10 protein-coding genes are annotated in these 12,666 nt (G+C 35.3%); 9 read left to right on the forward strand and 1 reads right to left on the reverse strand.

Annotation, left to right across the window (positions count from 1 at the left end; translation table 11 throughout):
* Positions 1-215 precede the first annotated feature (215 nt).
* The 9 genes from MXE27_RS10430 to hisB all read left to right on the forward strand — a co-directional run bounded on the left by MXE27_RS10430 (position 216) and on the right by hisB (position 9,630).
* Positions 216-1,517 carry a TrpB-like pyridoxal phosphate-dependent enzyme gene (locus tag MXE27_RS10430; RefSeq protein WP_248612374.1) on the forward strand — a complete coding sequence of 434 codons (1,302 nt, stop codon included), beginning with the start codon at positions 216-218 and terminating at the stop codon, positions 1,515-1,517.
* Between the two features lie 270 nt (positions 1,518-1,787).
* Positions 1,788-2,213: a hypothetical protein gene (locus MXE27_RS10435; RefSeq protein WP_248612375.1), complete on the forward strand. Its 426-nt coding sequence runs from the start codon at positions 1,788-1,790 to the stop codon at positions 2,211-2,213.
* A gap of 215 nt (positions 2,214-2,428) precedes the next feature.
* On the forward strand, positions 2,429-3,649 hold the full coding sequence (locus tag MXE27_RS10440; RefSeq protein ID WP_248612376.1) for a bifunctional 5,6,7,8-tetrahydromethanopterin hydro-lyase/3-hexulose-6-phosphate synthase: 1,221 nt from the start codon (positions 2,429-2,431) through the stop codon (positions 3,647-3,649).
* A 152-nt stretch (positions 3,650-3,801) separates the two neighbouring features.
* Entirely contained in the window at positions 3,802-5,619 is a 1,818-nt protein-coding gene (locus MXE27_RS10445) for a DUF2070 family protein (protein WP_248612377.1), read from the forward strand.
* Positions 5,620-5,712: 93 nt separating this feature from the next.
* Positions 5,713-6,315, forward strand: a complete 603-nt coding sequence (locus tag MXE27_RS10450) for a flavodoxin family protein (protein WP_248612378.1) — start codon at positions 5,713-5,715, stop codon at positions 6,313-6,315.
* 168 nt (positions 6,316-6,483) lie between these two features.
* Complete coding sequence (locus MXE27_RS10455) at positions 6,484-8,043, forward strand: flippase (RefSeq protein ID WP_248612379.1); 1,560 nt, start codon at positions 6,484-6,486, stop codon at positions 8,041-8,043.
* Positions 8,044-8,100: 57 nt separating this feature from the next.
* Complete coding sequence (locus tag MXE27_RS10460; protein WP_248612380.1) at positions 8,101-8,796, forward strand: TOBE domain-containing protein; 696 nt, start codon at positions 8,101-8,103, stop codon at positions 8,794-8,796.
* A 59-nt stretch (positions 8,797-8,855) separates the two neighbouring features.
* Positions 8,856-9,077, forward strand: coding sequence for a ferredoxin family protein (locus tag MXE27_RS10465; protein ID WP_248612381.1), 222 nt, complete (start codon positions 8,856-8,858; stop codon positions 9,075-9,077).
* On the forward strand, positions 9,043-9,630 hold the full coding sequence (gene hisB / locus MXE27_RS10470) for an imidazoleglycerol-phosphate dehydratase HisB (RefSeq protein WP_248612382.1): 588 nt from the start codon (positions 9,043-9,045) through the stop codon (positions 9,628-9,630). Before MXE27_RS10465 ends, hisB begins: the two co-directional genes overlap by 35 nt.
* A gap of 397 nt (positions 9,631-10,027) precedes the next feature.
* Here hisB and MXE27_RS10475 read toward each other — a convergent pair.
* Positions 10,028-12,666: FmdE family protein (locus tag MXE27_RS10475; RefSeq protein ID WP_248612383.1), on the reverse strand; the 2,639-nt coding region annotated here is incomplete at its 5' end.

The following is a 12,666-nucleotide window of genomic DNA, read 5'->3' on the forward strand; positions in this document are numbered from 1 at the left end:
TTTATTTTCTGCGTTAATTAAATATTAAACAAAATAACGTGCAGGACATGAATTTAAGGGATTTATTAATGCCCAGATATTATACAATTACTACAGAAAATGTAATAAGTCAATATGTGATGTACAGAAATGTACAAGAAAGTTTAAATAAATCCATAGAATATAAAAATAATTAGTTATTAAATTACGGGAACTGAAAATGAAAAGGTGATCAAATGTACAAGATAACTCTCGATGAAAAAGATATTCCAAAAAAATGGTATAACATCAATGCAGACTTACCAGTGCCTTTGCCAGAATATAAAGACTCCGAAGAAGGAGGAAATCTGGCAAACTTGCCTAAAATATTCTCCAAAGGAGTTTTAGAGCAAGAAATGTCCACTGAAAGATGGATTAAAATCCCGAAAGAAGTTCGGAAAGTTTACAAAATGATAGGACGACCCAGCCCATTATTTAGGGCTACTGGCCTGGAAGATATGCTGGACACTCCTGCTAAAATATATTACAAACGGGAAGATTATTCACCCACAGGTAGTCATAAACTAAATACAGCCATTGCCCAGGCATATTACGCCAAGCAGGACGGAGTTGAAAAATTAACTACTGAAACCGGTGCTGGACAATGGGGAACCGCTTTATCACTGGCATGTTCCATGATGGACCTGGAATGTAAAGTATACATGGTTAAAGTATCGTTTAATCAAAAACCATTCCGAAAAACAATAATGGAACTATACGGTGGAAATGTAATTCCTTCACCAAGTAATGAAACTGAATTTGGACGTAAAATTCTTGCAGAAAATCCTGAACACCCTGGATCTTTAGGTATTGCTATATCCGAAGCTATGGAAGAAGCTCTACAAAATGAGAAAGCTTACTATTCATTAGGAAGTGTTCTAAACCATGTTTTACTTCATCAGACAGTTATTGGACTTGAAACTAAAAAACAATTAGAAATAGCAAATGAATCTCCAGATGTGATGATTGGATGTGTAGGAGGGGGTAGTAACTTTGGAGGAGCAATTTTCCCATTCATAAAAGACCAGATCGATGGAAAAATTGATTGTAAGTTCCTGGCTGCAGAACCCAAATCATGCCCCACATTAACCCAGGGAGAATATTGCTATGACTTTGGAGATACTGCTGGAATGACCCCCCGGATGAAAATGTACAGTCTGGGACATGACTTTATACCCCCTTCAGTGCATGCAGGAGGTCTAAGATACCATGGAATGTCTCCACAAGTAGCTTTACTAGTAAAAGAAAAATTGGTCGAAGGTAGAACTGTTTCGCAGAATGAAATATTTAACGCCGGGGTGACATTTGCTAAAGCAGAAGGAGTTGTTCCTGCTCCTGAAACATGCCACGCACTTAAAGTTGCTATGGACGAAGCTAAAGTATGCAAAGAAACTGGAGAAGAAAAAACAATTATCGTCAGTTTCTCAGGGCATGGAATGCTGGATCTACAAGGTTATGCAGATCACTTGGCTGGAATTCTGCCTGATGACTGCAAGTAATCAGGAAATTAATTTAATTTCCTTATTGTTTATTTTTAACTTTTAATATTTCTTTTATTCGTAAAAACAGCGCCAATATATGTTGAAAATGGTTTATAATTGAATAAGCTTAGTTTAAACCAAGAATATATGTTTTATTTTAAAATAAAGAATTTTAAACTGTGTTCAATTTATTCTTCGATATATATAAATATCATCATGACTTATCCTTTTATTTAAGAATTGATCATCATACAATAATTCTTATTGAATATTATATCAGGTGAAAATATGGCTAATGGACCATCATTAAGGCCCTCATATGAACGCACAACTAAACGTGAAAAAAAGAAGAGGGATAATCGAAACTACATTATTGCCTTTATGGTAGTAATAGTTATTCTACTTGGCGCAGTTAATGCCGCCCTATTATATGTATCCAGTGGAGAATCAACAGAAGATTTTGAAAACCCACTATCAAATATAACTTCAAATAACAGCACATACACGAATACCACCCCAACCACTACCAATACAGATAGTTCTTCTTCAAGTTACTCAAATAAATCTAATAGAAAGAACACCAACAACAGCAATAATAGCAATAATAGCAATGACCAGAGCGACAAAACAGACAATAAAAGTGATGATAAAACAGAGAACACCGAAACCCCGGACAAGAAAAACGAAGATGGGTCAACCAGTACCTCTGAATAAATAACTTTTAAACGACTATTTTTTTTAATTTACCTTATTTTTTATTATTATTCCTTATTTTGAAGCTAAATTTATGTATAAAATATATTAAAAAGAATTATAGATTATTAAAAGAGAAGTGAACTTTTATCATCTTATAAAATGCGAAGTTGGAAATAGTAAAGATATATTATTTATATCTAAACTAAACATAGACTTAACATAGGAGGACTTTTATGTATAAAATAGGTGAAGCTTTAATTGGAAGCGGAAATGAAATCGCTCACGTTGATTTAATTATTGGAGATAAAGAGAGCCATGCCGGCGCAGCATTTGCCAATGGTATAACCCAACTCTCCCTGGGACACACACCACTACTTTCAGTGATTCGTCCTAATCTCATGACCAAACCTGCTACCCTCATTGTTCCTAAAGTGACTGTGGGAGACTTGAAAGATGCGGAGAAAATATTTGGTCCAGCCCAAACTGCAGTTGGAAGAGCAGTGGCTGATGCCGTGGAAGAAGGAATAATTCCTCAAGACCAGGTGGAAGATTTAGTAATCATTGTAAGTGTATTCATACACCCTGAGGCAGAAGATTACCGTAAAATATATCAGTACAATTACGGGGCAACAAAATTGGCAATAAGAAGGGCTATGGAAGAATACCCATCCATCAGTAAAGTTTTAGGTGAAAAAGACAGAGGAAGCCATCCTATAATGGGATTCAGGGCCGTGAGATTATGGAATCCTCCATACTTACAGGTTGCTCTGGACTTAGACAATATGGATGAAATGGAAAGGATCATTAATAACCTACCAAACCGAGAACGAATACTCCTGGAGGCCGGTACCCCACTAGTTAAAAAATTCGGAGTAGGTATCGTCAGTAAAATTAGAGAAATGAGAAACGACGCATTCATTATTGCTGATCTTAAAACTCTAGATGTTGGCCGAATAGAAGTTAAAATGGCTGCAGATGAAACTGCTGATGCAGTAGCTATTTCAGGACTTGGAACTGTAGAATCTATCGACAAAGCTATCCATGAAGCTCAAAAACAAGGCATATACTCCATATTAGATATGATGAATGTGGATAACTTTGTTGAAAAGCTCAAAACCATTAATTACAAACCAGATATCGTCTTACTCCACAGGAATGTTGATTTAGAAACTTTAAAAGCAGAACGTGGCGAAGATGTGAGTGAAATGACCGAATGGGGTAACATTAAAGAAATTAAAGAACTCATTGGTAAAAATGGTTTAGTAGCAGTCGCTGGAGGAATAACTCCTGCAAAAGTGGGTGAAGCGTTAGATAGTGGTGCAGATATCATCGTTGTCGGCAGATACATAATTGGTTCTAGAGATGTTCGAAGAGCAGCCGAAGATTTCTTAGATCATATGCCGCAAGACCCCGACACCATGAGATTGGCCTTGGACGAAGACGAATCAATCTAAATTAAATGTATAAGAGCATAATCTGCTCTTAAATTAATTTTTTATTCTTTTAAAAATAATTACTTTAAAGATAGCATATAATTGAAAATCTTTTTTATAATAAAAACATCAAATAAATGTATTGATAAATTAACCTGTTTTAGAGGGATTATTTGTTGGATGTTGATAGTAAAGTGCTTGGATTGACAAAACATTTGACAAAGCTTTCGACTAAAGTTTCAATTTTAGCGATCATAATTATTAGCATACTTTTAGGATATTTGAGTGATAACTCCTCTTTAATGTTAACCGAATTTACATCCCCTTTTTACAGACTAGGGACTTATTTTTTGATATTTGGAGCAATGTCAATAATAAGTGGTGTTTTAACTAAAATTTTAATAGATTATTCAAAGGGGAATCCCATACGGCTTAAACACTCCATGTTATTGTCTCTTTTTTCCCTGATAATAATCGCAGGATTTTCTCTATTGAGTTCAGAACTATACGACCCTTCTTCAGAATATTTTATGAATTATCTTTTATTAGGTTGTTATATCGCATTTACAATACGAATCATGGTTATATGGGGCATATCCAATATGCACTTTCTAAAATCCAGTATAATTTCAGCCATTCAACCTATTCTAATAATTGGCGCTTTTTTAGCACTTACCTCATCAATCATTAATCAACCGTATTCTACAATCCCTATTATCATTATTAAAACATTAATAGCATTCGTTATACTTATGGTTGCCATATATCTATTTATAAAAGTAATTGAATCCCCTATAAAACGAAATTATGGCATTAAAGGATTAGAATTATTTAGTCTATTTATTTCCCATTTTACATATAATTCGCAAGAAATGGAAAAATTATTTGAGGATTTTGGAGAAAACATAACCTCGCTAATAGGAATTTTGAGTTTTAAAGGGAAAAACGGGATCAAAGCACTTTTCTTAACCCCCTGTATCCATCCAGGGCCTGCAGGTAATCTTGGTGGAGCCAATATGCCCACAATTTTAGCCAATAGATTTGAAACGTTTACTATGGTATCCCATGGCCCATGCACCCATGACTTCAATCCCGTTTCCACCAAAGAGATATATAAAATTGAAAAAGTTGTCAAAAACGCTCTTAAAGATATGGATTATTCAGAAAACACCAGTGAATTTATAAGATTGCAGCATAACAATGCCATCATTGGAATACAATATTTTAACCAAAATTTACTTATTTTGCTAACATTTGCTCCATCAGGAGCAGATGATATTGATTTTGGGATTGGATTTGGATTAATGAACTTGGCCAAATCTTCTTGTAAGGTAAATAATGCAATTATAGTGGATTGCCATAATTGTTTTAAAGAGGGTGCAGCAGAGATTTTGCCCGGAAATAATGAAGTTCAAGATATTATTAAAGCTATTGAAGGTATTGAAACTCCAAAAATGCATGGAAAAATTAGAGTTGGGTGTGCTGAAGATCCTCTACTCCGTATATCAAAAGAAGATGGTATAGGAGATAGTGGAATTAAGGTTATGATTCTAGAAACAAGTTATGACAATAATCGAAGTCAAAAAGTAGCTTATGTTCTTTTAGATGCAAATAATATGGTTAGAGGATTTAGAGAAGAAATTATGGAGAATATACCTGAAAATATTGATCATGTTGAAATCATGACCAGTGACACACATTCTGTAAATACACTATCCAATGCACATAATCCAGTTGGACATGCTAAAAATGATGAAATAATTGATTCAATAAATCTTTGTTTAAAAGAAGCTTTAGATGATTTAGAAGCAGTTTCAGTAGCTGGTAAAACCTGTGAAATAGAAAATATAAAAACATTTGGCCCGACATTTACTACTGGATTTATGACAACCATCAGTTCTATAGTGGCGGTTGGGAGGATTTTTGGAGTCCTTATATTAGGTTTGGCCTTTTTAATCATATTTATTTTAATACTCATCCCCAACACATGATTATTTGAAGGACTAAAACGATAAAAAAATCAAAGGATAAATAAACAAATTTTATTACAATCTTATAAACAATCTTTAATAGAGGGAATTATCATGATTGTGGGAATATGTGGGAGTCCAAGAAAACAAGCCACGGATTATGTTTTGAAAGAAGCTTTGAATCAAATGGAAGATAAAGGGTATCATGCCGAGTTTTTTGGAGTTCGAGGAAAAGAAATAGGGCCTTGCCGCCACTGTGATTACTGTCTTCGTAAAAAGGAATGTTTTCTTAAAGATGATATGTTCGAAGTTTATGAACTCCTAGATGAAGCTCAAGGCATAATTATTGCCTCCCCCATGTACAACGGAGGAATTAGTGCTCAAATTAAAGCAGTAATGGACCGTTGTCGTGCACTGGGTGCAGCAGATTATGATTTTTTAAGAGGAAAAATTGGAATGGGTATTGCTGTTGGAGGAGATCGTTCTGGGGGCCAAGAACTGGCTTTACAACAGATACATACGTATTATATATTAAATGGAATAATCCCAGTTAGTGGGGGGTCATTTGGAGCCAACATAGGCGCTTCTTTCTGGTCACAGGACACCTTAAATGGAGTAAAAGAAGATGTAGAAGGTTTTAAAAATTTAAAAAAAACCACAAATATGTTTCATAGGTACTTAGAAAGATATGGTCCGGCAAACCATGAAAAACCTTGAATTTATTATTAAATAAAAATTTCTTATTTTTCTTTAATCCCTGAAAGGGCCGTCTTTTTTACAAAAATTATATTCCATTTTCAATCAAGTTTATTAACCAATACCCTAATATCTAATCCAATTAACCATTATTAGTTTTTAAAAAATTCTCAGATTTTCGGTGATTCAATGAGCACAAGTAAGGGCACGGCAAAATTACTACGCGGCAGTACTATCATAATGATCAGTAACCTCATATTTAGAATGGGAGGTTATATTTATCGGGTTTTAATGGCCCGACTCTTAGGTCCCGATGGATATGGGCTCGTAGGGCTGACCTTACCTTTTCAAGGGATTTTTCAGATACTTTCTGCAGGAGGACTCCCTCCAGCCATTGCAAAATACGTAGCTCAGCATAAGGCCCTTGGCGAAGATCAAATGGCCAGACAAGTGGTTTTCACTTCCCTTAAGCTGATGATGTTTTTAGGAATAACCTTCTCATTATTCATGTTCTTTGCTGGACCAATCATTGCCAATGAATTTTTCCATAAACCTCTTTTAGCTTATCCTTTACAAGCTGTAGCATTAATAACGCCATTTAGTGTAATAGTAGGGGCATTTAGAGGTGCTTTTCAGGGACTTTATAAAATGGAATATATTGTGGCCACCCGTGCTGTTGAACAAATTTTCATGATTGTTTTTGCTGTGGTCCTGGTTTCAGTAGGTTTTTATGCTGCAGGGGCTGTTATTGGTACTGGTCTTGGTTTTATGGCATCAGCAATATCCGCTGTAATCCTATTTAAAAAATATTTATACAAATATCTTCCTAAACCCGAGCCTGAGAATAAATTCAATTTTCGCCAGGAATTAGGGTTGATGGCAAATCTTTTGAAGTTTTCCATTCCAGTAATCATTACTGCACTTTCAGAAATGGCCATATACGATGTAGGCGTTTTTGTAATAGGTTATTTCATGGCCACTAAATTTGCCAGTTATTATACAACAGCAGACCCAATAGCAAGACTTCCCCTGGTAATTTCACTTTCAGTAGCTACAGCCGTACTTCCTGCAGCTTCTGAAGCATTCAGTTTAAAAGATAAAGCGCTTTTAGAGACATATATTGTTCAATCATACCGAATCGTTATTTTAACAGTATTTCCCATATGTGTAGGGATTGCCTTGTTTTCATATCCACTCCTAAATCTGTTATTTGGTAGCCAATATGTTCATGGTGCCAATGCACTGACCATTCTGGTTATGGGAATGGCATTTTACAGTTTATTTATGACCTCTTCCAGTATAGCACAAGGAATAGGAGATCCCCGAATACCCATGTACGTCCTTTTAGGAGGAACAGCCATTAACATTGTGCTGAATGTACTAATGGTTCCCTTATTTGGTATTGAAGGTGCAGCAGGAGCCACTACCATATCAACTTTTATTATAATGATGGTTGTAATGTGGAAAACCTTTCAAATTACCCAAATTAAAGCACCATATATGGCTTTTCTTAAAATAACTCTCGCATCCATAGTAATGGGTTTAGGAATATTTTTACTTCCTCAAACAATTTTAGGGTTGTTTTTAGCCATCTTAATAGCTCCTTTAATATTCTTAGTCGTGTTTACTTTAATTAAAGGATTTGAAAAAAGAGATATTCGGATGATGCGCAGAATTGGGGGGAAAATTGGCCCATTTTCAAGAATTTTTGAAAAGTTTATTAAATTTATAGAGAAATACTCCACATAAATGTGGATAAGTTTATAGAAAAGGAATTACTATATCTAATAGTTAGAGGTTTTAACCATGGCCCACGCACGAAATAAACCAGAGTATAGTCTGAATATAAATGGGAAGACCCTGATTATGGACAGTACCCGCTTTGAATTATTAAAAAAAATTGATAAATGTGGCTCAATAATGGGTGCCTCCAAAAAAACAGGAATTCCCTACCGATCTGCATTAAAATATATTGAAGTAATGGAAGAAACAGTTGGCCATGGTGTTGTTTTCACCACCAGAGGTGGACGTGGTGGAGGAGGGGGAAGTAAATTATCCAGTTTAGGTAAAAAAATAATTAAAGAATATACTAAAATTAATAAAGTTTTGCAAAAAGTCTCTGACTTAAATGAGTTACCGGGACGTGTGAAAAACATTGACAATGAAAAAAAAGTAATGCATATTGATTTTAGTGGACAAGATATTATTTTACCTTTAAGCCGGGACTTCAATGTAGATGATGATGTTACATTATTAATAAGTCCTGAAGATATTATCGTAATGCTTAAACCCCAAGAATCAAGCATTAGAAATATCATGCCCGGTCAGATTATTGGATTAAAATTAAATGAAGGAATGGTGCGCCTTGAAGTAATTTTAAGCAATGAATCCAGCCTTGATGTAGATGTTACCCAATATTCTAAGGAAAAGTTAGGATTAGACTTAGGCAAAAATATTTTTATTGGATTTAAAGCTGTTTCAATATCGATTGTGAATAATTAATTATTACAATTTATAACTTAGAAGTTATAAGTTATAAATTATCATTTAGAGGAATACATATGAGGATAGATGTGGATGAAGAAAAATGCACAGGTTGTGGAAAATGTGAACAAATTTGCCCCAAAGGGGGTAAAATATGGCACATAAATAAAACTGCCCATGCTTCCGATCTTGAATATTGTCACGTTTGCACATTATGTGCTGGTATTTGCCCTGTTGGCGCTATAAGAGTTTTAAGGGATACAGATGTCGAAAAAGAAAAGGAAAACCAAAAAGAGTAGAGAAACTTCCGAAACGTCCATTGATATTTCATTAGATTTAGATGGGAATGGAAAGTACGAAGTTGAAACAGGCGTGGAATTTTTTGACCACATGTTAGAATCATTTACCAGACATGGATTTTTTGACCTTGAAATTAAAGCCCAAGGAGATATAGGGGTTGACGATCACCATACAGTAGAAGATGTGGGTATTTTATTAGGGGAAGCCTTTAATGAATCAGTTGGAGATAAACAAGGGATAGTAAGAATTGCTCATTCTATTGTTCCCATGGATGAAGCATTGGCTACAGTTGCAGTAGATATTAGCGGCAGAAGTTACTGTGTAGTGGACATAGAGTTTACTAAAGCCAAAGTAGGTGATTTATCCACAGAAAACGTGGAACACTTTTTAGAATCATTTGCCAGCAGCGCCAGAATTAATATAAATGCCAGTGTTGAAGGTATTAATGATCACCACCAGATTGAAGCTCTATTTAAAGCTCTATCAAGAGCTTTAAAGGATGCTGTAAAAATAGAACATGACCAGATACCCAGCACAAAAGGAACTCTGTAATTAATTAAAATTAAGATTGTTTAATTTAAAAATTATTTTTTTATTATAAATCTGAAAAAGGCATTATGTTTTAATTTAGAACTATTATTTTTTTAAATTCCAATTATTTTAATAACGTCTTCAATTATCAAGTATATTTTTAAAGTGAAAATACTGCCAATTTACTTAATTATTCTTAAGTTTATTTCAATAGTAGAATCAATTCTGTTTAGTTTTATGAATGCTTTTTGTCATTATTATACTGATATGTGCATGCGGAATACGATCAAGAGGATATGAGATGTATGCTAAACAGTATATTTTTAAGAAATAGGCAATAAGAATATTTTAGAAAAAATAAAAGTGGCTTTTGCTGATTTTCATCAGCTTTTAGCCTAAAAAGTTTAGTTTTTTTTATCTAGATTTTTCCGCTGATTCCGCCTCTCATGAATCCAAAGCCGACTAGTGCGCCTAAAGCTAGAACTCCTACTATACCGTAAATGTACCAGTTGGAATTATTTGGGTCAGTTGAAGTACTTGCTTTTGATACTTCGTAAGCTTTTTGAGGGGAAGATCCTGCTTCCTCGGTAGGCTCTGTAGTGGTCTCAGATGCAGCACTGACTGGTGTGGAACTTAAACCTACAGATGTAGATCCGCTAGAAGAAGAACCACCATTACTAGTTGAACCCGTGTTACTAGATCCACCATTATTGGAAGATCCACCATTATTGGTAGAACCACCATTATTCACTACATGAGTGCCATTGTTACTAGTGCCATTATTGTTCTGAGAACCGGCCTGAAGAGCTATAGCTGCTGCTAAACTTCTTAAAGGTACGTTCTTAAGGAACGATAATGCGCTGGTAGTTTCGTTTCCACCCTGTTTTATCTTGTTGAACTCATCTTCGGTTAGATAAGTATCATGAGATGTCACAATACTCATGGCCTGATTCATATATGGGCTGGTTCCAGTTTTGTAGAGATCAATGAATACATCAATCATCCGTGCTCTTTGTGCATTGCTGGTGGTTAAACCATCTAAAATATAAGTCGGCCATTTGAAACTGATAATAACTGCTCTTGCAGTTTTAGTAGCAGGATCCCATATCAACAAGACTCCTTCTTCAGTTCCACCAAGCAAAAATTCTGATTCAGTTTCTTCATTGGTCAATCTCTGATTAAGGTAGGTTCCCATTCCCGGAGATACACCTAATAAATAGATTATACTGTCATCTTTACAGTATATACTTGATGCCATCCAGTTATAAATTTGATCACCGGTTAATGCATAATTGGTTAGTATATAATCAGTTATAAAGAATCCAGGTTGTACTCCAGGACAAGCATGGTCGTGGAATAGGAAAGTTATTAGCTGATCAAATGGTGGGTCTTTTCTCCATGCATTGGCAATACTCTGTATATTGAAGTAGTTACCATCAGGGATAACATATTTACCCAGATTAGTATCTGTAGTTGCGTTGTTTAAAGCATTAGGTCCTATATCATTTACCTGATCACCCTCAGGGTTGGTTCCGATAAAGAAAGTACCATTTTCTGGGTTGTATCTGAGATAAATTGTGCTTAAAGTGTCACCATCCTCTCCTCTTAAAACAAATGCAAACCATAATGGTTTCCAAATTGCCATGTGGATTGGTAAAAGAGTTGATCTACTTAATCTTGAGCCCAATAGTTCATAGATTCCATCCCAAGCTGCTTCTGTGGTTTGACCATTGAGATAGACATATCCTGCAGATGTAAATACTGCTAGATCTTTATCATCTATTTCTAGATCAATACCCATCTCATTTTGGAATATTTGTTTAGCTAAGTTTACTGCATCTATACCGATCTGCTTGATCTGAGTATAGTTCAATGTTCCAGTCGTTGTGCTTGTGTTAGTGGCACGGGTAGCATTAGGCAAAATTAAACTTAAAGATTTTATGTAGTTTAAGTCCAATCCATGTGCTTCTTGAGCAGGGAATCTGACTTGACCCTTGTTAGTTGCATTGACAGCAGTAGGGAATGTTATGTTTGATGCTGTTCCCACAATATAGTAGTACTGTTCTTCTGTCAAGTTAGCTAATTCGTAGGTTATTTTCACCAGACTTCCAGGATCTGTTTTAAGCTTATTAATCCACCAAGTATTGTATTTTAACTCTTCTAAGCTACCGTTTACAATAACTCCAGTTTCCTGCTGGAAAAGTTTTTTATTAGCTTCACTATCAAAGATCATTACAATAAAAGTCCCAGTTCCAGCCACATTTACTTCATAGGTCTGACTTCCATCGGCATTGGTTACTAATTTGTAGGTTGTATCGATCCATCGGATAAATCCAATCATGTTAGTAGTTGCACCAGTAGAAGTAGTGTCAAATCCTACATAACCACTTTTACCAGGAGTTGCATCTAAAAAGTACATGACTGCATCATCATCAGATCCTCCAGGAACCCCAATAATCTTATAACTAGTTACATCACCAGGCGAACCCGCACCTCCAGAAGTTGCCTTTATTGGAGGATAATATTGGAGTAATGTTTGAACTATGGTGTATCCACCTAAAGTTCCTTCACAAACGTGTCCATGAAAAGCAGCTTCTAGTAGAACATCTGTAGAAACACCAGCTGCCCACGCATTTGCTAAACTGGCGAATGCAAACGCATTTTCTCCAGTAACATTTGCAACAAATGTGTTCCATTGAGATTTAGTCATGTTTTCAGATATAGTGCCCAGATATGCTACCTTGGTAGTACCATTTAAAAAAACCACAACATTTAAAGTGGTTCCTTTTTTGACTATGAATGCGAAATCAATAGGATCTGTTGCAGATTGTCTGAGCATTAACAGATTACCTTTACCATAGGTGATCAATCCATTCGCTTGATTTAGTATACCTTCAATACAATACTCACTGGTTTCGCCATTTAATTTAGGAACACCCGCAGTTGTTATAACCAGTACGCTGTCTGCGTTGGTGAAGTTAAGTAGTTGGTTTGCTTTTTTAGTTACTTCACGCCCTAGTTTGTAGGCTGCTGTTGCATTCATATTGAATATGGCGT

This window comes from Methanobacterium alcaliphilum (genome assembly GCF_023227715.1).
Classification (GTDB): Archaea; Methanobacteriota; Methanobacteria; order Methanobacteriales; family Methanobacteriaceae; genus Methanobacterium_E; species Methanobacterium_E alcaliphilum.

What these genes read in the sequence shown, in the direction of transcription:
- MXE27_RS10430 (WP_248612374.1), top strand. Translation starts at nt 216, where the DNA reads ATGTACAAGATAACTCTCGATGAAAAAGATATTCCAAAAAAATGGTAT.
- MXE27_RS10435 (WP_248612375.1), top strand. Translation starts at nt 1,788, where the DNA reads ATGGCTAATGGACCATCATTAAGGCCCTCATATGAACGCACAACTAAA.
- MXE27_RS10440 (WP_248612376.1), top strand. Translation starts at nt 2,429, where the DNA reads ATGTATAAAATAGGTGAAGCTTTAATTGGAAGCGGAAATGAAATCGCT.
- MXE27_RS10450 (WP_248612378.1), top strand. Translation starts at nt 5,713, where the DNA reads ATGATTGTGGGAATATGTGGGAGTCCAAGAAAACAAGCCACGGATTAT.
- MXE27_RS10455 (WP_248612379.1), top strand. Translation starts at nt 6,484, where the DNA reads ATGAGCACAAGTAAGGGCACGGCAAAATTACTACGCGGCAGTACTATC.
- MXE27_RS10460 (WP_248612380.1), top strand. Translation starts at nt 8,101, where the DNA reads ATGGCCCACGCACGAAATAAACCAGAGTATAGTCTGAATATAAATGGG.
- MXE27_RS10465 (WP_248612381.1), top strand. Translation starts at nt 8,856, where the DNA reads ATGAGGATAGATGTGGATGAAGAAAAATGCACAGGTTGTGGAAAATGT.
- hisB (WP_248612382.1), top strand. Translation starts at nt 9,043, where the DNA reads ATGTCGAAAAAGAAAAGGAAAACCAAAAAGAGTAGAGAAACTTCCGAA.